A 20,946-nucleotide genomic window follows, 5' to 3' on the forward strand; every position below is an offset into this window, starting at 1 on the left:
TAATTTAGCTGAATTTAACAAGCTTCTGTAACGCTAACGCTGCATAATTTCAGCCCAAAAGCGTTTGGCTTTCAAGTTTTCACAACTGATAAAAAAATCCAACCCACATCTGCGGAATGTGGGTTAGAGGACTGCAACAGAGAGGAGAAATCACTCCGATGAAAAGAAATTTTTCCTGTAGGTTTAATGACCCAAATGTAGAGTTCTGAGTCATGTAAAACTGAATACTGTACAATGGTTGCGTTTTCAGTACGGGCAGTTTGCTTAATTTCTGTGAGACTGGGATAAGGAACTGGAACGATTTCTTGCTGTTGCGGGGATAATCGCCGCAATAACAGCTCGACGAATGCACGAGCGCGTCCTCTTTCAGCAATTTCTAGCGCCTCTTCGGGTTTTTTACGAGCAACTAGAACTTGTTGTAAGGTACGATAAGTGCTAAGATGTCGATCAAACATAGCAACTTTAGCACTATCATTACTGCCCAATCTTTGGCGTATATCTTCTAATAATTCCATTCCTTCACGCAGCCTTTTTTCTGCCCCTGGTAAATCACCAATTAAGAACAAAGAATCTCCTATATTGTTGAGAGAATTTGCTGTACCCATGCGATCGTCAAGCTTCTTAAAAATTGTCAAAGACTGCTCAGAGAAATCAATAGATTTTTTAAATTGTCTCATCAATCCATAAGCATAGCCCAAACTACCGAGTGCATTTGCTTCAGTTTGAGGAACGCCGAGTTTTTGAGATATTTGCAAAGACTGCTTGCAGTAATCTATCGCTTCCTGATATTTGTTTAGAAATATATAAGCATTACCCAGTCCAATTAGAGTAATTGCTGCGTCGTTGCTATCTCGATGAAATTCTTGTTCAATAGCTAAAGACTGCTTGTAGTAATCTATCGCCAGATCGTATTCTCCTCTAAAGTAGTAACTATTACCCAGATTCCCTAGAGGATTCGCTTTGTTTTGGCGATCGCCAAGCTCCTCATAAATTTTCACCGATTTTTCCAATGAATCAATAGCTAGTTGATATTGTCCCAAAGAGTTATAAATATTTCCCAAATTGCTGTATACACCAGCTTCTTCATTGCGCTTACCAAGCTCCTTAAAAATTGCCAAAGACTTCTTGTAGACTTCTATAGCCTCTTTGTATTGGGTCATAGATTCGTAAGAATTACCAAGATTGCTTAGAAGCTTAGCTTCTTGCTCGCGATAGCCAATATCGTGAAAAATCTCCACAGACTTTTTCAATGAATCAATATCTCCAAGTTTCAGATATAATTTCAGAGCCTTTTCCCAAGACTTTAAAGCTGCGGACAAATCACCCCTTTGTCGCTGCTGTTTTCCCTGCTGGAACAATCTATCCGCTTCTACCTTTCGATCGGCCACTGTCTGCGCTAATACTTGCGGAGCATTGAACAACCCAACTATTGCCCCAGTTAATGGCAGAAAACTCGTCATCAACAGCGTTAACAATGCCATCAAGCTGATTTTTTGAAATCTCATAATTCTCACTCCTCTTAGTTTATTTCTCTTAATACAGGCTCAGAAATCAGTTGTGGTAACTCCACCTGCTTTAGCAACGTCCTCCACTCTGCCACCGCTGCTGAATTCTGAGGCTCTTGAATTTGCAACTGAGCCAACTCCGTCAGCGTTTCATACCACAATCCATTGGCTATGTATGGTGAATTTGCCAATACTCGCTCGATAGATCCAGAAACCCTGAAATCATCTTCTTCTCTAGAAGAGGGGTTGCAAATATAAGAGAACATCCACTGGTAACGTTTTCCCTCTTCCAACGTCTTGCTTTCCGGCAGACGGATGCCGATAATTCCAGGTTTGCTATTCCACGGAAACTGGGTTTTGTAGAACAGATTGCCTGCCTCATCATTCAGCAACAACTCTACAGATCGATTCTGAGAGGGAGAAAAGGGAACGTAAAACCATAACGTTGGACGTGCCGCGCGGGTGAAGTTAATATCCTTCGGTGGCACTAATGCTGTGAGGAATTTGCCAGCAACCGAACACTCTTGACGAGTTGCAGCATCGGAGCGATTTCCAGGTGCGCCTACAGATGGCATGACAAACCGACGGCGTTGACTGAGCCGAGTTGCCCCAGATTTTACAGTAGCTGCCCTGATTGAGGGTGTGCGCGATTCCCATGTCCCGATCGCCCGTATAGGTTGAATTGCGAGAATGAAAATTAACCCACTCAAACAGGCAATTATAATGCGTTGGAATCGCAAATTTCTTCCGAACATAATCCTAGTTTATTTCCTTGAAGGCTATCGTTTTTGACGGATATTATTGCGCCCATTTCAACGCTCACGATTCCCTCAAACTCGACCTTAACTCAATTGAAGTCTGAGATTTAAAGTTAGTCAAAACCATCTAACTTATTCAGGAATTAAACCAGTTTAAGTAATTTGTGATTTGAGCCTAAAATTGTTTTTCAGACTCAAAAAATTGAATTCGTATTAGGCTAAAACTTTTAAATAAAATTTCAATCGGTGTGTTTTCTGCAATCAATTTGGTCTATTCAATCGATTTGGCGAAGTTTTACCCAGCCCAAAACCGATCGTGCTGCCCCCTGTTGCCACAAACACTAACACCGATGGAATTAGTGGCATCCAGCCACCCCAAATCAATAGCACCCAGCACATTAATGATAACACCGCAATCGCTATCACAGCCGACAGTGCCAAAATTTTTCTCCGATGCACCCGCGAAGCCAACACCCCACCAATGAACGACCAACTCCCAATCCAGAGAAATTCTCCCCATTGTGGCAACACCCAAATTAAAGATCGCCCATCCAACACGGCACTGAGAATCTGACTCACCATCTGTGCTTGCACCATCACTCCAGGCATTTCTTTAAATTCCGTACCTCCGGAACTATACGGTGTCGCATGATAATCCTTGGCGCTGGCTGCCGTTACCCCAATTAGTACAATTTTGTCTTTAATCTGTTTTGGATTAATTTCACCATTGAGAAGTTCGGTCAGCGTTACTTTTTCCGCCACCTCTGTCACTGCTCGGTAGTTGAGTAGAATTTGATAGCCGCCAAAGATTTGACCGTTATCCTCATTTTGCTGATAACCTCCTGTATAAAATTGCAAGCGCCGAAAAATCGTATTCCCAATTTTCAGTTGTTGGTCTTTGGTCAGTGTTGGCTCTATTTTGTGGGCAGAATGCAAATAATTTAAGGCAATCTGAAAACTGAGGGATAAATCGGCTTGGCATTTAGCATTTTTATCGATATTCATCGACAAGAGTTGGCGACGGAGAATATTATCAGCATCTTTGACGACATCGCTAAAACCTAGACGTTCTTCTGGCACTGCCACCAAAGTCCCGATATCCGGCTTGTTGAAGTCGGAAGGATTGCCGACGCTGCATACCGCAATCAGGTTTTCATTTTGCTTTAACTCCCGGACTAATTCCGCATGACCCGGTTCTCTGGGGACATCGCGCCAGATATCTAAAGCGATTGTTTGAGGTTTGTAGGCTTTTAACTTAGCGATCGCTTGAGCTAGAATGCCATCTGGCAAGGGAAATTGGTATTTAGCGACATCCTCTTCCGTTGCAGTTACTACCAGCAGGCGAGGATCTGGCTTTTCCTCTGGTCGCGATCGCATCAACAGGTCAAACGCTTTCAATTCGTAAGTCTCCAGCCCTCCCGTCTGTCGCACCCCTAAAACCATCCCAGTCACAACAAGACTGGCTAAAAGGACAGTACGGAGTTGGGAGAATACTTCCCTCTTCCAAAAACGAAATCGTCTGTCGTCAGAAGAGGGCGGTAACAGATTGTACTGTGGTACTGACCAAGCCGTTACCAGTGAGGCAGTGGGAATAATAAAGGCAACTTTAACCTCCGGTCGAAAGATGTCCGCCGCCACCGCTATTCCTACTACAGCTTGTAGCCGATCGTCCCATACGGGCGCACCACTAAAACCCCCTTCTAGGCGATAACCTGGTTGTCTTACCGCCTCAAGCTGCACCCACCCGTTTGCCAAACGTCCTCGTAACTCTCCCTCAGCCCAAGCACCATTATGTTGTCCCTCTGGAAAACCCATGACTTTGAACTGATGTCCCCACAAATTTTTGGCGATCGTTAACGGTGCGGGTTGAGCGGTAACAGGGGGCTTAGACTCCAACTCTAATCCAGCAATATCTTCAAATTTTGCCTGCGGATTGAGAGGTTGCCAGAAAATTACCCTGGCTTTGAACTGCTGTCCCGGTGCCAAAATAGGGAAGTCTAAAGTGACTTCTCCCTCTGGCATTTCAACTGTTTCTCGTCCCTCCCCCAAAGCATCTGCCACGACATGAGCGCAAGTGAGGATATACTTATCAGACACTAAGAACCCAGCACCGATTGGCAATCCCGATCTGGAATAAATCCGAACAACTGACGACTCAAGAGGTGAAACCATTATTCGACTCTTTTTTCCACTTCAGAGTAATCTCATAGTTAACTTCGGTACTCCCTGAAGCCACCACTGCACCCAATTCCGCACTCATTTTGATACCAAATTTAACTTCTACTTCATCTGCCGGCTCATTTAAACTCCGCACTTTTGTCAGAATGGCATTGGCTACAGGCTTAATTTTATCCAGAGCTGACTCGAAGGTTTTTTGAGCTGTCTTAGTCACCTTATTTCCTAAACCAATGCGACTATCAGTGGGGGTGGAATCGTCTACTTCTACAAGAATAGAGTCGCCGTTTTCGAGCGGAAATTCAACAATACGTTTCATAGTAATAAATTCTGCTTGGGCGACAATAGCGCCCCAATGATAGCATTTGAAAGCCTGTTTTTCCAATGAACGGTGATACATTAACCATTTTTAGGAACAGGCAAGATGCCTGTTCCACAAAGACTTAAGTTTCTTGTGGAGTGGGCATCTTGCCCGCTCCTAAAAGACTTATTCACAATACAAAAACCTTTACCTTTAAGCTGATTCGGGTTTTGGTAGCGAAGACGGAAGCACTAACAATTCGGCAGTCGATCGCTTCTCAACCATTTCCTTAGTTATCGTACACCGCGTCACATCCTTGCGCGACGGCAACTCGTACATCACATCTAACATTAATTCTTCGACAATTCCCCGCAGTGCCCGCGCTCCTGTTTTGCGGCGGTATGCCTCTTGCGCGATCGCCCGAATCGCATCCGTCTTAAACTCCAACTGTACATTATCCATTTTTAGCAGCTTTTGATACTGCTTCACCAAAGCATTGCGGGGCTCCGTCAAAATCGCCATCAGCGTTTCCTCATCCAGCGGCTCTAACACCGCCGCCACCGGCACCCGCCCGATAAACTCTGGAATCATCCCATATTTTACCAAATCGTCCGGTTCCAGTTGCTTGAGCACATCAGCGGCCCGCTTTTCCTTCGGCTGAGCTTCTCCCGGCTGAATAAAACCCATTGACTTTTTACCCGTTCTCTGCTCGATCACTTTTTCCAAACCGACAAAAGCGCCACCGCAAATAAACATAATATTGCTGGTATCAATTTGGATGCAATCTTGATACGGGTGCTTGCGGCCGCCTTGAGGTGGTACATTGGCGATCGTCCCCTCCAGCATTTTCAGCAAAGCCTGCTGCACTCCTTCCCCAGAGACATCCCGCGTAATCGAAGGATTTTCGCTCTTGCGGGCAATTTTGTCAATTTCATCAATATAAATAATTCCGCGCTGGGCCTCTTCCACGTCCATATCTGCCACTTGCAGCAGCCGCAGCAAAATATTTTCCACATCTTCCCCGACATAGCCCGCTTCCGTCAGCGTTGTCGCGTCAGCCACCGCAAACGGCACATCCAGCATATCAGCCAAAGTCTGAGCCAGCAGAGTTTTGCCGCAGCCCGTCGGCCCGATTAACAAAATATTCGATTTTTGTAGTTCTACTTCTTCCGGCGGGTGCTTGCCGCTATTTTTGGCATGGATAAAGCTGAGGCGCTTGTAGTGGTTGTAAACTGCCACCGAGAGGACTTTTTTCGCCTCCTCTTGACCGATCGCATTTTCGTCGAGATAATTTTTAATTTCCCTCGGCTTGGGAATTTGGCTCATCGAGATACTTTTGCCCGAGGTAGCGCGGCGTTTTTGCGTTGTTTCCTGCTTCGGAACCGCCGCCGCGGGCACAGCACTCGAATCGAACAACTCCTCATCTAAAATTTCATTGCACAAATCAACGCATTCATCGCAGATATAAACCCCGGGGCCTGCGATTAACTTTCGCACTTGCTCTTGAGACTTGCCGCAAAACGAACATTTTAGATGGGAGTCGTACTTAGACATAACAGCCTCTTAATTCAGTGCAGTGACGTTTTCTCCCGCAGCCGGAAGGTTTTCTTTTGCGATAACTCGATCGACCAATCCGTAATCTTTGGCTTCATCGGCTGACATAAAAAAGTCGCGTTCTGTATCTGCCTCTAATTTGTCGATCGGTTGACCCGTATGGTGCGCTAACAATTGATTCAGCTTACGCTTATGATAAAGGATTTCTTTGGCTTGAATCTCAATATCTACTGCTTGACCTTGAGCGCCTCCGAGCGGCTGGTGGATCATAATCCGAGAGCTAGGAAGAGACATCCGTTTCCCGTGAGCTCCTGCTGTCAGCAGAAATGCGCCCATACTCGCAGCCAAACCGTAACAAATCGTCACCACATCCGGGCGAATTTGCTGCATTGTGTCATAAATTGCCATACCCGCCGTTACCGAGCCACCCGGGGAATTGATGTACATTTGGACATCTTTTTCTGGGTCTTCGGCATCTAGATACAATAGCTGAGCTACGATCGAGTCAGCCACTTCGTCGGTTACGGGAGTTCCTAAAAACACAATGCGCTCCCGCAGCAAGCGCGAGTAAATGTCAAATGCCCGTTCCCCCATCCCCGACTGTTCTAGTACCATCGGCACTACATTGCTGGGGCTAGAGCTGACATCAAAATCGTTGTAGCTTGTAATTAGGTAATTGGAAGATTGAGATACCACCATAAGACACCAGTCAAGGATTCTAGACAATTTGCTGCTGTTGAAAGCTTGAAATTAAGCCGCCAGCTTTTAACTATTATGCCTCTTCTGAACCGCTTCTAACAACCTACCTAAATCTACTGATATCGAACAGAATTAGTGCAAGTCCAAGTCTGCGGTGTAACTTCCTCAAGGTAAAAAGAAGCGCATTGCTGCTTGCTGATGGCTCCGCTTGCGCTCGCTCATCAGCCCTGACCACTTTTCCCCCGACGCGAGTTTAAGACCTTGAAGTATCACCTATTGAGTTGTAATTAATGATCGATTTGTGTCAGGTGTTTTATGGTTTTCACGCCATTTAAGCCTTAACAACCCGCATCTATCGAGCGTAGTCACATTTTACTACATCATGTCAATGCAAGTCTATCTCTTCAAGAGTGAGTATGTTTAAGTAGAAATAGGTAGTTTTTTTGAAACTATTTTTACCCCAGATGGGGGGAATGGGGAGTTAGGAGTGAGGGAGATTGATGGCTGTGCTCGGCGTAACGTTGGTAGAGTGAATGAGTTAAAAGACTTACTCACCAATCGTGGCTGTTTTTAGTGCGCGCCAACCGAAACCCGGTTTCTGTTGCAAAAACTTGGTTTGGCAGCGAGACACCTACATAAAAACGTTTCTAGCCCCTGCGCGCCAGCCCTGTTGCAGCAAGCATCAGGTGTGCCACATTCGTGTCAATTTAAGCTTAAGAGTTGATAAATATCGTTTACCCCCTAGGCTATATCCCCCTAAATCCCCCTAAATAAGGGGAGTAGGGGTTGACTTTGAGTGCTTCTTGTCCCCCCGACTATCATGGTGGCTAGGGGGGGAGCAGGGCCAGACCATGAAACAACAATCTATAACTGCGTTTGACGTGCTTTTTGGCACAAATCTGCGCGTTTCGCACCCTACGCTGGTAGTTTCTAGAAGCAAAACTAGAAGGTTTTACTCTTGGCCTACCACTTCCACGTCGATGGCGCTGGTGACTGCTTCATCAGACTCTTCGGCGTCTGATTCTTCTGCTTCTTCCTCTGCTGCTGGAGTCAAAGAGCCTTCAGGTACGAGTTCAATTGTCCCTTTTTCTTCCAACCATTTCAGGGTTTTTTGTTTTAGCAAGTCTTCTGCTACAAATTCCCGCAACTTTTCAGGGTCAAAATTCCCTTTGGGAAACTGCTTTCTGACTTTTGCTACTTCTGCTAATACTTCTGCTGGTTCAACAGATAAGGATTCCTGCTTGGCTACTTCTGCCAGAGCTAGAGTCTGTTTGAGCCTTTCTACTGCTTCCGGACGAGAGCGTTCCCGCATTGGGCCGATATTTTGTTCGGTAAACAGTTGGTTGATATCTATGCCATAATTTTTCAACTGCATGGCTTGTTGGTTGAGCAAATAATCGATTTCGCGATCGACCATAGTTGCGGGAATTTCCACATCTATTAGTTCAACCAGTGCTGCTGATATGGCTTTTTCCTTATTAGCTGATAACTTGTTTTCTTGCTCTGTTTTAAACCGAGTTTCGAGGGATTCGCGCAGTTCTGCTAAAGTTTCAAACTCGCTAACTTCTTGGGCGAAGTCGTCGTCCAACTCCGGCAATTCCTTTTCCTTCAGTTCCTTCAGAGTAATCGTAAATACTGCTGGTTTTCCCGCCAATTCTTCACTGCTATATTCATCAGGGAACTGGACGGAAACTTCTCTAGTTTCTCCCGGATTCATCCCGATCATGCCTTGGATAAAGCCCGGTACAAACTGATTTTCCGACAATTCTACTTGAAAGTCTTCGGCATCGCCACCTGGAATTTCTGCGGGAGTTTCACCTTCGGCTGCTTCGGCAAATCTACCTGCGAAATCAACCAAAGCCATGTCTCCCAATTGAGCTGACCGGCCTTCTACGGGGATTAAAGTCGCTTTGTCCGATCGATATTTTGCCAGTACCTCATCTACCTGAGCCTCATCATACTTAACTTCTTCTGCTTGAAGCTGCAAGCCGGTGTACTGACCCATTTTTACTTCGGGTTCTACATCAACCTTAGCCGAAAAAGTCAGAGGCTGTTCTGGATCGAACTTTCCTAGCAATTCTTCAAACTCAGTGCGGAGTTCAAAACTGCCTATTGCCGGAATTTTTTCTTGTTCGAGAGCTTTTTGCAGTGAATCATTAATCAAATTTTCCAAAGCTGTAGCTTTCAAGCGAGTCTGGCCCAGGCGCTGTAGCAAAACTTGGCGGGGAACTTTGCCTTTGCGGAACCCAGGAATATTGACCTCGCGAGCGAATTGTTTAATTACCTGCTCGTAAGCTTGTTTTGATTTTTCTGATGGCACTTCGATTTCCAAACCAATTTGACTGGCTGGAAGTTTTTCCTGGGTTACTTTCATCGGCTTTTGTGATATTTAACAATATTGTTGACACTCTCCGGCGTTAACGCACGGGGATTCTTGGATCTTCGATCGACTTTAAGATTCCCCATCCACTGGCGAGCAGTGCTTAAACCTTTCAACCGTGCGATCGCACCAATTGACGAGCTTAACTTGGTGAAGCCCAGAGAGTCAATCTCCCCAAACGTACTAGGATACGAGCCTAGCATTCGGGCGTGCCCCGCCCTATGTGTTCGGTCAAATTATTAGGTTCTCTGGTGGTGGGATGTTATTTTTTTTTAATCCCTAGCTGTTTATAGAGTTTTCGCTGCTCTTTGTCCCTCGGTTTATGCCTAAAAGTGTGTCCTCAACTGTTTCACTCCGGGCAAAGGAGTTTCACCTTGACTGTTGATATTGTACACTGAGCTTATACCTAAATTCGGAGCTAAGCCGTCCTCCGCTTCGCCGCACGACGGGGTTTTAGACCCAAATTTTTGATAACTGCCAACACCTCTACTGGATGAGACTGTGACTCGTTTCCGGCTACTTTTTTCGCTCTTGCCAAATAGTTTTGGTTTGAGGATACTGGGTTTTGCTGGTAGGAATGTGGAGGTTAAGTCCAGTGACGCTCCCACACTAATTGCAAGCAATATAGTTTGGGCATCTGAGTCCTGTAAAGGATATCTAGATCTTCCTACCCTTCGGGAACGCTTCGCGAACGAGATACTCCAAAAGTTTCTCTCTACGGCGTTTTATAGTGAGGAACACGTCGGGCCCCACGCTCGCTCCAATCATATCAAAGATTGTTGATTTCGGTGGTGAAGATTTCCCTGTCCTGCGAAATCGGTCAACCTCCCCACCGAAATCAACCGGGCTTTCATCCCACACCAATCTGTAAACGATATGTTGTGGGGATTCCCGCGCCCGCTAGCTAATTGCCGATGCACCATAGCATATATCGCCCTCGGATGTCAATCCGACCGGCATGAGCGGGCGATCGAATTTAATGGATGCGTTTGCTAAAATTCAGGTATCCCAAAACCAACTAGATGTGGATTGGGCGGGAGCAGATGGCAAAAGATGCTAAACTAAGATTGACTACGATCGACCACCTCGGTTACTTGCACCCTTGCCATCTGCTCGCGCCCTGATGTGGCATAAAATTAATTGAGTTTAATTAACTATTGTGGATTTAAATTGTATATTTCCTAGACCGATCAAAAATCCTCTCGCCCTCTCGCCCTCTCGCCCTCTGGCCCTCTCGCCCTCAATCACCACAAACAATCTAGGTACACGCACAAAAGCTTATTCAGTATTGCAGTTATTTAAATTTTAGATTTCGATCGTTTAGACTCTAATTTGTGGAGGAAACTAATTTGTCTCAATCCTATCGAGTTGCCATTTTAGGAGCCACCGGCGCTGTCGGTGCCGAGTTACTAGAACTCCTGCACAGCCGGAGTTTTCCCATTTCAGACTTGAAGCTGCTGGCTTCGGAACGTTCAGCAGGCACAACTTTGCCCTTTGGCGGCGAGATGTTGCCGGTCGAAGCTGTATCGGAGCGATCGTTCGATAATGTAGATCTAGTTCTCGCCTCCGCCGGCGGTTCTATCTCTAAACTGTGGGCTCCGAAAGCAGTGGCAGCCGGGGCCGTGGTAATCGACAATTCTAGCGCTTTCCGTATGGATGCGACGGTACCTCTAGTTGTTCCCGAAGTCAATCCCCAAGCTGCGGCAACTCACCGAGGTATCATTGCTAATCCCAACTGCACCACGATTTTGATGGCAGTTGCCGTTTGGCCGCTGCACAAAGTTAAACCAGTCAAGCGCATAGTTGTAGCGACTTACCAGTCTGCCAGCGGCGCGGGCGCCAGGGCAATGGAGGAAATGAAAGATCAAGCCCGAGCAATTTTGGCAGGGGAAATTCCCAAAACCGATATTTTTCCCTACCCCTTGGCTTTTAACTTGTTTCCGCACAATACACCGATTAACGATTTAGGGTATTGTGAGGAAGAGATGAAAATGGTCAACGAAACTCGAAAGATTTTTGGTACGGACGAGATTAGAATTAGTGCGACTTGCGTCCGGGTTCCCGTACTCCGCGCCCATTCGGAGGCGATTAATCTGGAGTTTGCAGAGCCTTTTAGCCCGATCGACGCTAAGGAAATCTTAAAGGAGGCGATCGGCGTTAAGCTGGTAGAAGACTGGCAAGCTAATTATTTCCCGATGCCCGTCGAGGCCAGCGGTAAGGATGAAGTGCTAGTCGGCAGGATTCGCCAAGATATTTCTCACCCCTGCGGGTTGGAGATGTGGCTGAGCGGCGATCAAATTCGCAAAGGGGCTGCTTTAAATGCGGTGCAAATAGCTGAGTTGCTAGCAGACAAAGGTTTGCTGCAAATCCAAGCAGCAGCTATTTCTACTTAGGGCGACTGAGCCCAAAAAATAGATGCAAGTCCCCTACGTCAGGAGTGGAGATCTCAAAATTTTAGAGTCTAGTTGAAAAACCCAGATTCATCTGTGGAATCAATTTAAAATCTAAAATTTAACATCTAAAATCGACTGAATCTAACAAAAGGGCAAGTGAAATGAAGATTTTAGATAAATCTTGCATCTGAAATCAAAAATTTAAAATCAAAAATCAACAGTCTAAAATCGGAGAAAGTGTGGTAAAGTTTGGACGAGTTCTGACTGCAATGATTACGCCGTTTAAGGAAGACGGCAGCGTTAACTATGCGGTTGCAGAAAAATTGGCAGTTCATTTAGCCGATCGCGGTACAGATAGCTTAGTGCTGTGCGGAACTACCGGCGAATCTCCCACTATGAGCTGGGATGAAGAGTACCAATTATTTCAGGTGGTACAAAAGGCAGTAGCCGGTAAAGCTTTGGTAATTGCAGGAGCAGGATCGAATTCGACCTCAGAAGCCATCGAAGCCACGCAAAAAGCAGCTAAACTCGGGTTAGACGGCTGTCTGCAGGTAGTTCCTTATTACAACAAGCCGCCGCAAGAAGGTTTGTACAATCATTTTCGGGCGATCGCGCAATCTTCTCCAGAATTGCCTATAATGTTATATAACATCCCCGGTCGCACTGGCCAGAATATGTTGCCCGAGACAGTAGCTCGATTGGCAGAAATCCCCAACATTGTGGCAGTCAAAGAAGCAAGTGGCAACCTAGATCAAGCAAGTCAAATTCGGTGCTTGACATCACCGGAATTTGCGATCTATTCTGGAGATGATTCCCTAACTTTGCCAATGTTGGCGGTAGGAGGATCTGGTGTAGTTAGCGTAGCCAGCCATCTGGTAGGAGAGCAACTGCAACAGATGATTAAAGCTTTCGAGGCCGGTCAAGTTCAAGTCGCTACCCAGATTCACTTGCAACTTTTTGACCTGTTTAAAGCTCTTTTTCTCACCACAAATCCCATTCCAGTTAAGGCAGCTCTTAAACTTCAAGGCTGGGATGTAGGCTCCACCCGTCCGCCCCTGTGCGCTCCGCCCGTTGAGGTAACTCAAAAGTTAAAGGACGTACTGAGTCAGCTAGCCGCAGTATCTGCTAGCTAGATAGGCGAGAACGAGTTTTCAGACAACTGAATATTAGTTGCGATCGGTCAGTAGTGCGAGCCTCGGAACTCGCAAACGTCATCAGTCATTAGTCATTAACTGTTAGTAAGTAACTGACTGTCAAGGATTAAAGACTGGGAATAAAAGACTCAAGACTGAAGACAACTGACTGTACGGGTTCGCAAAACCCGCGGGGGAGTTTTCCATCATAAATATGTGGAAAAAAATCGCCCTACTAACCAACAGCCGAAAAAAGACGACAGACAAAAGACAACAGACTCATAACAAAAATAACTAACAAAGGATACGCATGATCAAAAATACAACTGCATCAGCTCTAAAAGTTATTCCCCTCGGCGGGCTGCACGAAATCGGTAAAAACACTTGTGTGTTCGAGTACGGCGACGAAATAATTCTTTTAGATGCAGGTTTAGCTTTCCCCACAGATGGAATGCACGGTGTAAATATTGTCCTCCCAGACATGACTTACCTGCGGGAAAACAGCCACAAAATTAAAGGTATGATCGTGACTCACGGTCACGAAGATCACATCGGTGGTATCCCCTATCACCTCAAAGAATTTGAAATTCCAGTCATCTACGGGCCGCGTTTGGCGATGGCTTTGCTCGCCGGAAAATTGGAAGAAGCGGGAGTGTCTCACCGCACAGAATTGCGGACAGTTAGACCGCGGGATACGGTCAGAATTGGCAAGAATTTCTTAGTCGAATACATTCGCAACACTCACTCGATGGCCGACAGTTTCACTGTGGCAATTCACACTCCCGTCGGAATTATTATTCACACTGGAGACTTTAAAATTGACCACACTCCTGTAGACGGCGAGCATTTTGATTTGCAAAAGCTGGCGGAGTACGGCGAAAGAGGCGTGCTGTGCTTGATCAGCGATTCTACTAACTCGGAAGTTCCTGGTTTTACCGCTTCAGAACGTTCTGTCGCTCCGAATTTAGACAGAATTATCGCTCAAGCAACGGGAAGAGTGATGATCACGACTTTTGCTTCGTCGGTACACCGATTGCAAATTGTTTTAGAATTGGCTAAGAAAAACAATCGGTATGTCGGAGTGGTTGGTCGCTCAATGCTGAACGTGATCGCTCACTGTCGCAATCTTGGCTACATCAAATGCGAAGATAGCCTGTTCAAACCGCTGAAAGAAATCCGCAATTTGCCAGATGACAAGGTTTTGATTTTGACTACGGGTTCCCAAGGCGAACCGATGGCGGCGATGACTCGCATTGCTAACGGCGAACATCACGAAGTGAAAATTAGAAAGGGCGATACAGTCATTTTCTCGGCTAATCCGATTCCTGGAAATACGATCGCAGTGGTAAATACGATCGACAAACTGATGATGCTGGGCGCAAACGTAGTTTACGGGCGCGACAAAGGAATTCACGTTTCCGGCCACGGCTGTCAAGAAGACCAAAAGTTAATGATTAACATGACTCGTCCCAAGTTCTTCTTACCTGTGCACGGCGAACACCGGATGCTGGTTCAGCATTCCAAGACTGCTCAAAGCATGGGCATTCCCGCGAGCAATATGGTGATTATTGACAACGGCGATGTCGTAGAGTTGACCGAAAATTCGATGCGAGTTAGCGGTAAAGTGCCTTCAGGAGTTGAATTAGTAGACTCTTCGCGATCGGGCGTAGTCAAAGCAAACGTCCTCAAGGAACGCCAGCAGTTAGCCGGAGATGGCGCTGTAACGGTAGCGGCAGCTTTGAACTGGGAAGGCAAGTTAGTCGCTAAGCCAGAAGTCCACTTAAAAGGTGTCGTGACATCCGCCGATCGCGCGGAAACGATCGGACTAATCAATCAAACCATTGAAACAGTTTTGAGCGATCGCTGGTCGGAATTTGTCCTACCTGCTACTGCTGAATCGCCAGTTAATGTTGACTGGGTAGGAGTTCAAACCCAAATCGAAAAAGCAATTGGGCGAGTGCTGCGCCGCCAACTGCAAAGCAATCCGATGCTGGTATTCCTGATGCAAATTCCTGAAGAAGCAGTGCGATCGGAATTTGTGCAAAGAGCTCAGCTTTCGATTGAAGCACCTAAGCTAGCATCATCATCACCATCATCAGCAGCATCATCCCCAGTACCGGCCCCTGTGAATAAAGTAACAGGCCGCCGCCGTCCTCGGACTGCTGCAAAAGTAGCCTCCGTCGCTTCCTAGTATTAGCAATCCCTGGCACTTTGTGCCAGGGATTTGTTTTTCAACGGCACATAGTATCACATCCGGTAGCATCGGAATTATAAGCGTGCGATCGTCTTCGCGATCGATCTATGTCGCTTTTCGATCCGCTCCCACGCTCCCGTGGAGAAATTAGAAACCTATTGCGAATAAACTCGAAAATCTCAATTAGATATATTAAGAGAACTGAGCGGTAAAGGGTAATGGGGCATGGAGTATAGGGCATTACCTATTACCAATTCTCGATCGTAATCCTACTGCCGATCGCAGTTTAAAAAATAAGTATTAATACTTAAAAACGAGCGCCGTCAAACACACTTTCATTCCCCGACCGCTATTATATAATCAGAATTTGTGCGATCGAGGTGTGATAAATATGACTGTAGTGTTGTCGGGCTATAAAATCGGGCCGGCTATTTACACAGGGACGAGAACCCTAGTCTATCGAGGAGTCCGATCATCTGACAACCAGCCCGTGGCGATCAAATTCCTGGCTAACCCCTACCCGACTTTCAGCGAATTGTTACAATTTCGGAATCAGTACGCGATCGCCAAAAATCTGAATCTGAGCGGCATTATTCGCCCCTACAGCTTAGAATCCTCAGGCAACACTTATGCCTTGATAATGGAAGACTGCGGCAGCGTTTCGCTGCGAGACTATACTCGCGATCGGAGGCTGGCGATCGTACAAGTATTAGAAATCGCAGTGCAAGTAGCCCAAATTCTCCACGAATTACACCAAAATCGGGTTATTCATAAAGACATCAAACCTGCCAACATTCTCATCCATCCAAAGACACAACAAGTTAAATTAATCGACTTTTCTATTGCTTCGCTCTTATCAAAAGAAACCCAAGAAATTAAAAATCCCAACGTCCTTGAAGGTACTTTAGCGTATTTAGCTCCAGAACAAACCGGACGGATGAACAGGGGAATTGACTACCGCAGCGATTTCTATGCTTTGGGAGTGACGCTATTTGAATTATTAACCGGCAAATTGCCCTTCGAGCCATCTGATGCCATGGAATTGGTGCATTGCCACATCGCGAAAATGCCGCCTGCATTAGGTAACAGCGAAGAAATGCCTTCAGTTGTAGCAGATATCGTGATGAAACTGATGGCGAAGAATGCCGAAGACCGCTATCAGAGTGCATTGGGTTTAAAATATGACTTAGAGATTTGCCTGAACCAATTCCAAGAAACGGGCAAAATTGAAACATTTGAAATCGGACAAAGAGATTTGTGCGATCGCTTCATGATTCCCGAAAAACTTTACGGCAGAGAAGCCGAAGTTCAAATATTACTAGATGCCTTCGATCGCGTAGCGTCTCCGAAGGAGAATCGCGCCGCCACTCCCCCCCGAACTTCGGGAGGGCTAGGGGGGGTCGAAATGATGCTAGTAGCGGGATTGTCTGGCATCGGTAAAACAGCAGTTGTCAGCGAAGTCTACAAGCCGATTACCAGGCAAAACGGCTATTTCATCAAAGGCAAATTCGACCAATTCAATCGCAATATTCCCTTCTCGGCATTTGTCCAAGCCTTTCGGGATTTCATGGGACAATTACTCGGCGAAAGCGATACTCAATTGGCGAGTTGGAAGGCAAAAATTCTCCAAGCATTAGGAGAGAATGCCCGAGTCCTTATCGAAGTCATTCCCGAACTCGAACGGATTATCGGGCAGCAGCCTCCCGTTCCAGAACTGTCTGGGAGTGCCGCCCAAAATCGTTTCAATTTACTGTTTCAGAAATTCATCAAAATTTTCACCACGAAATATCATCCGTTAGTGATGTTTCTCGACGATTTACAATGGGCGGATTTGGCATCGCTCAACTTGTTGAAATTGTTGATGAGTGAAGCCAATGCCGGATATTTACTCCTGCTCGGTGCTTATCGAGATCGCGAAGTGTTTCCAGCACATCCATTGATGTTGATGCTGGATGAAATTCAGAAGAGCCACTCAATTATTAATACGATTACGCTGGGAGCTCTTTCAGAAGCAACCGTCAATAATTTAGTGGCAGATACCCTCAGTTGTCCCCCACAATTAGCGAAACATCTGACGCAATTGGTATATCAGAAAACCCAAGGAAATCCCTTTTTTACCGCCCAGTTTCTCAAAGCACTGTATGAGGACGGTTGGATTGAGTTTGAGCCAAATTTGGGTTACTGGCAATGCGACCTGACTTCAGTCCGACAATTATCATTAACGGATGATGTCGTGGAGTTCATGGCATTGCAGTTGCAGAAACTGCCAGTTCAGACGCAGGAAGTATTGAAATTAGCGGCTTGTATTGGCAACTCTTTTGATTTGAATACGTTGGCGATCGTTTCGGAAAAATCTCAAGTCGATACAGCGACTGATTTATGGAAAGCATTGCAAGAAGGGTCGATCGTTCCGATTAACGACACTTACAAGTTTTTTCAGTCGAATGATTCTGATGAGATCGATCGCTGTGATGAGATTGTCGTTGCTTATAAATTCTTGCACGATCGCGTTCAGCAGGCAGCTTATTCTCTAATCCCTGAAGATCGCAAGCAATTAAAGCACTGGCGAATCGGTCATTTGTTAAAGCAGAAATTATCTCAACGAGAACAGGCAGATCGTATCTTCAATATTGTCAATCAATTAAATTTAGGTAGAGCTACGATCTCTAAGTTAGAACAAAGGCAACAATTAGCGCAATTAAACCTACAGGCTGGACAAAAAGCAAAACTATCAGCCGCCTATCAAGCTGCTCAAAACTATTGTGAAATTGGTATTGAAATATTACCAACCGAAGCTTGGCAAAGCGACTATGTATCGATCTATGGTTTGTACCGAGAAGGCTCAGAAGCAGCGTATCTCTGCGGTAATTTCGAGCGAGCAGAAGCCCTCTACGCGATCGCTCTCGCCCAAGCTCAAACCCCAGTGGACAAAGCGGTAATTTATCGAGTCCAGATGACTCAATATCAGCTTCAGGGACGCAATGCTGAAGCAATAGAGATTCAACGCCAAAGCCTGCAACTGTTGGACTGGATAGTGCCAAACAATCAAGAGAGCATCCAGACTAGCCTCGATGCACAAATTGCGATCGTGACTCGATTTCTGGAATACCAAACAATAGAATCGATTCTTGAATTGAGTACAATGACGGATGAAAATATCGCAGAAATGTTGCGGATATTGCAAATTCTTTTTTATGCAGCATGGCTAGATGGTCAACCCACATTAGCATTACTGGCACTCGCCAAAATGACTACCCTGTCCTTGGAATATGGCAATAGCGATATGTCTCCCTTCGGCTATGTCGGTTATGGCTTAATTGCTAATGCTTTACTCAAAAATGCAGCACAGGCTTACCAATTTGGTGCTATGGCTGTACAACTTTGCCAACAATTTGACAATGCTGATGTTCGAGGAATGACCAATTTCCTGTTTGCTGCTGATGTCCATAGCTGGAGCAGTCACCTGCGAGAAGCCGATCCTTACTATGACAATGCCTTTAAATATGGCATGGATGCTGGGAATTGGCTGACTGTTAGTTTTATGATGATGCAAAGCGGCTCCGATCGCCTCACCTATGGTAAAAACTTAAACGATCTCTATGCAATTGTCCAGATCCATGTTGATTTTCTCGGTCAAATTAAAAGCTTAGAAAATCTGGATGCTTTAATTGTGGGAGTCCGACAACCCATTCGCCAGCTTTTGGGTCTTACCAACACGCCGTTTACCTTTGATGACGAGAATTTTAGTGAATCGGAATATTTACAGAAGTACAGAAATGTTGCTTATCATCTAGCTTGGTTCTATTCTGTTAAAATTCGCCATGCTTACTTATTCGACCGAAAATCTGAATATGCAGGTCTAATTCCTAAACTAAGCATTATTGAAGAGACAATTCCCAGTCATGCCAAACTTCCATCTAGCGTGTTTTATGTTGCCTTAATGCTTTTAAGTCTGTTTGAAAATGCGAGTCAAAAAACTGAAGCAAAGGATTATTGGCAAGCCTTTGTTATTTTAGAAGAGAAGTTGAAACATTGGGGTGAGTATTGTCCAGAAAATATTCTTCACAAAAATCTACTGCTCCAAGCAGAAAAAGCCAGAATTAAAGGGGAAATCTCTGAAGCGATCGATTTTTACGAACAATCTATTGCTCGCTCTCAAGCTCAAGACTATGGCTACGAACAAGCCCTCGCCAACGAACTGGCTGCTAAATTCTACCTCAATTGGGGTAAGGAAAAAGTCGCCGCAGCTTATATGCAAGAGGCTTACTACTGCTACGCTAAATGGGGTGCTCAAGCCAAAACCAACGATCTCGAACAACGCTATCCCCAACTCCTTCAACCTATCCTGCAACAAGCCACCAAACCTCTGACGGTTTTAGAAAGCCTAGCCAGCATTTCCAGTTCCACTTACTCCATTCACTCCTCTCACAGCAAAAGTTCTTCCAGTACCAGCCTCAATAACACTCTAGATTTTGCTGCACTCCTGAAAGTTTCTCAATCCCTATCTAGCACGATTCAACTCGACGATTTAATCCAAACTCTAACTCAAACCATGCTGGAAAATTCTGGTGCAGATAAATGTGCATTGATGCTGTTTCAGAATCAGCAATGGTTTGTGCGGGCAATTGCCGATTTACAACAAACGACACTGCAAACTGTACCTCTAGAAGACAATCGGGCGCTTCCCGTTCAACTGATTTACTACGTCAAAAATACATTAGAACCGATCGCTCTAGACAACCTCAAAACCGATCTTCCGATGGCGATCGATCCTTATCTAGAACAATATCAGCCTAAAAGCGTCCTGTGTTTGCCGATTATAGATCGGGGGAATTTGACGGGGATTTTATATTTAGAAAATAGATATACGAGGGGTGTCTTTACGAGCGATCGCCTCATCCTCCTCAATTTCTTAGCAAGTCAAGCTGCAATTGCTTTAGAAAATGCTCGTCTCTATCGCCAAGTTCAGCAAACGTTAGAAGAACTTCAACAAGCTCAACTCCAAATGGTTCAAAGCGAAAAAATGTCAGCGTTGGGGAACTTAGTAGCTGGAGTCGCTCACGAAATTAATAATCCAATTGGTTGTATTGTCGGCAATGTCGGTGCAGCCCAAGATTACATCAATGACTTGTTAGGTGTCATCGATCTCTATCGCGAAAAATTCCCTCAACCCGGTGCGGACATTGAAGACGAATTGGAAGCGATCGATCTAGACTATGTTCGAGAAGATTTGCTGAAGTTAATTCGGGCGATGAAAGATGGAGGCGATCGCATTACATCCATCAGCAAAAGTCTCCGCACTTTCTCCCGTGCCGATAGCGATACTAAGCAAAAATTCAACCTGCACGACGGCATCGATAGCACCGTGCTGATTCTGCGCCATCGTCTCAAAGCTAACCACAATCGTCCCGCTATTGAAGTCGTTACAGATTACGGTAATATTCCAGAAATCACCTGTTTTCCCGGACAGTTAAATCAGGTGTTTATGAATATTTTGGCGAATGGAATCGATGCGCTTGATGAATCTAATTTAGGACGGAGTTTTGCCGAAATTCAAGCTAATCCGAATCAAATTACCATTCAGACAAGGGTAGAAAACGAGGGAGTAAAAATTGCGATCGCCGATAACGGCCCTGGTATGCCTGAAGAACTTAAAACTCGGATATTCGACCATTTATTTACTACAAAAGGTGTCGGAAAAGGAACGGGATTGGGATTGGCGATCGCCCGTCAGATTATTGTCGAAAAGCATCAAGGTGCGATCGAGGTAAATTCTCAACTGGGAACAGGAACAGAGTTTGTATTGACTTTGCCGATCGACGATCGAAAATAACCTATTCATAAAATCGGCTTT

At 45.4% G+C, this 20,946-nt stretch carries 12 protein-coding genes; 4 read left to right on the forward strand and 8 right to left on the reverse strand.

The window, feature by feature from the left end:
* Positions 1 to 71: 71 nt before the first annotated feature.
* From QZ918_RS20845 to QZ918_RS20880, 8 genes are all read right to left on the reverse strand, one after another.
* Positions 72 to 1,358, reverse strand: a complete 1,287-nt coding sequence (locus QZ918_RS20845) for a tetratricopeptide repeat protein (RefSeq protein WP_293338108.1) — start codon at positions 1,356 to 1,358, stop codon at positions 72 to 74.
* A 161-nt stretch (positions 1,359 to 1,519) separates the two neighbouring features.
* On the reverse strand, positions 1,520 to 2,260 hold the full coding sequence (locus QZ918_RS20850) for a DUF928 domain-containing protein (protein WP_293338110.1): 741 nt from the start codon (positions 2,258 to 2,260) through the stop codon (positions 1,520 to 1,522).
* A 264-nt stretch (positions 2,261 to 2,524) separates the two neighbouring features.
* Positions 2,525 to 4,435 carry a CHASE2 domain-containing protein gene (locus QZ918_RS20855; protein ID WP_293338112.1) on the reverse strand — a complete coding sequence of 637 codons (1,911 nt, stop codon included), beginning with the start codon at positions 4,433 to 4,435 and terminating at the stop codon, positions 2,525 to 2,527.
* Positions 4,419 to 4,838 (reverse strand): CU044_2847 family protein, encoded by a 420-nt coding sequence (locus QZ918_RS20860; RefSeq protein WP_293338114.1) that lies wholly within the window; start codon positions 4,836 to 4,838, stop codon positions 4,419 to 4,421. The genes QZ918_RS20855 and QZ918_RS20860 overlap by 17 nt, the downstream gene beginning before the upstream one ends.
* Positions 4,839 to 4,952: 114 nt before the next feature.
* A complete protein-coding gene (gene clpX / locus QZ918_RS20865; RefSeq protein ID WP_293206438.1) occupies positions 4,953 to 6,293 on the reverse strand; it encodes an ATP-dependent protease ATP-binding subunit ClpX in 1,341 nt (446 codons plus the stop codon).
* 9 nt (positions 6,294 to 6,302) lie between these two features.
* The gene (gene clpP, locus QZ918_RS20870; protein WP_293181015.1) at positions 6,303 to 6,992 is read right to left on the reverse strand and encodes an ATP-dependent Clp endopeptidase proteolytic subunit ClpP; all 690 of its coding nucleotides are present in this window, start codon (positions 6,990 to 6,992) and stop codon (positions 6,303 to 6,305) included.
* 952 nt (positions 6,993 to 7,944) lie between these two features.
* The gene (gene tig, locus QZ918_RS20875) at positions 7,945 to 9,366 is read right to left on the reverse strand and encodes a trigger factor (protein ID WP_293155749.1); all 1,422 of its coding nucleotides are present in this window, start codon (positions 9,364 to 9,366) and stop codon (positions 7,945 to 7,947) included.
* Positions 9,363 to 9,575, reverse strand: a complete 213-nt coding sequence (locus tag QZ918_RS20880) for a hypothetical protein (RefSeq protein WP_293338115.1) — start codon at positions 9,573 to 9,575, stop codon at positions 9,363 to 9,365. The genes tig and QZ918_RS20880 overlap by 4 nt, the downstream gene beginning before the upstream one ends.
* Before the next feature lie 1,146 nt (positions 9,576 to 10,721).
* On the opposite strand from QZ918_RS20880, the gene QZ918_RS20885 reads away from it, so the two are divergent.
* The 4 genes from QZ918_RS20885 (at position 10,722) to QZ918_RS20900 (ending at position 20,925) form a co-directional block, all read left to right on the forward strand.
* Positions 10,722 to 11,765, forward strand: coding sequence for an aspartate-semialdehyde dehydrogenase (locus QZ918_RS20885; protein ID WP_293338116.1), 1,044 nt, complete (start codon positions 10,722 to 10,724; stop codon positions 11,763 to 11,765).
* A gap of 239 nt (positions 11,766 to 12,004) precedes the next feature.
* On the forward strand, positions 12,005 to 12,898 hold the full coding sequence (dapA, locus tag QZ918_RS20890) for a 4-hydroxy-tetrahydrodipicolinate synthase (RefSeq protein ID WP_293338117.1): 894 nt from the start codon (positions 12,005 to 12,007) through the stop codon (positions 12,896 to 12,898).
* Between the two features lie 310 nt (positions 12,899 to 13,208).
* Positions 13,209 to 15,089, forward strand: coding sequence for a ribonuclease J (locus QZ918_RS20895; protein WP_293338118.1), 1,881 nt, complete (start codon positions 13,209 to 13,211; stop codon positions 15,087 to 15,089).
* 394 nt (positions 15,090 to 15,483) lie between these two features.
* The gene (locus QZ918_RS20900) at positions 15,484 to 20,925 is read left to right on the forward strand and encodes a trifunctional serine/threonine-protein kinase/ATP-binding protein/sensor histidine kinase (protein WP_293338119.1); all 5,442 of its coding nucleotides are present in this window, start codon (positions 15,484 to 15,486) and stop codon (positions 20,923 to 20,925) included.
* Positions 20,926 to 20,946: the final 21 nt, after the last annotated feature.

This window comes from Microcoleus sp. CAWBG58 (genome assembly GCF_020883045.1).
Classification (GTDB): Bacteria; Cyanobacteriota; Cyanobacteriia; order Cyanobacteriales; family Microcoleaceae; genus Microcoleus.

Coding starts and splice junctions, on each gene's coding strand:
- QZ918_RS20850 (WP_293338110.1), bottom strand. CDS start 2,260: ATGTTCGGAAGAAATTTGCGATTCCAACGCATTATAATTGCCTGTTTG.
- QZ918_RS20855 (WP_293338112.1), bottom strand. CDS start 4,435: ATGGTTTCACCTCTTGAGTCGTCAGTTGTTCGGATTTATTCCAGATCG.
- QZ918_RS20860 (WP_293338114.1), bottom strand. CDS start 4,838: ATGTATCACCGTTCATTGGAAAAACAGGCTTTCAAATGCTATCATTGG.
- clpX (WP_293206438.1), bottom strand. CDS start 6,293: ATGTCTAAGTACGACTCCCATCTAAAATGTTCGTTTTGCGGCAAGTCT.
- clpP (WP_293181015.1), bottom strand. CDS start 6,992: ATGGTGGTATCTCAATCTTCCAATTACCTAATTACAAGCTACAACGAT.
- tig (WP_293155749.1), bottom strand. CDS start 9,366: ATGAAAGTAACCCAGGAAAAACTTCCAGCCAGTCAAATTGGTTTGGAA.
- QZ918_RS20880 (WP_293338115.1), bottom strand. CDS start 9,575: ATGCTAGGCTCGTATCCTAGTACGTTTGGGGAGATTGACTCTCTGGGC.
- QZ918_RS20895 (WP_293338118.1), top strand. CDS start 13,209: ATGATCAAAAATACAACTGCATCAGCTCTAAAAGTTATTCCCCTCGGC.
- QZ918_RS20900 (WP_293338119.1), top strand. CDS start 15,484: ATGACTGTAGTGTTGTCGGGCTATAAAATCGGGCCGGCTATTTACACA.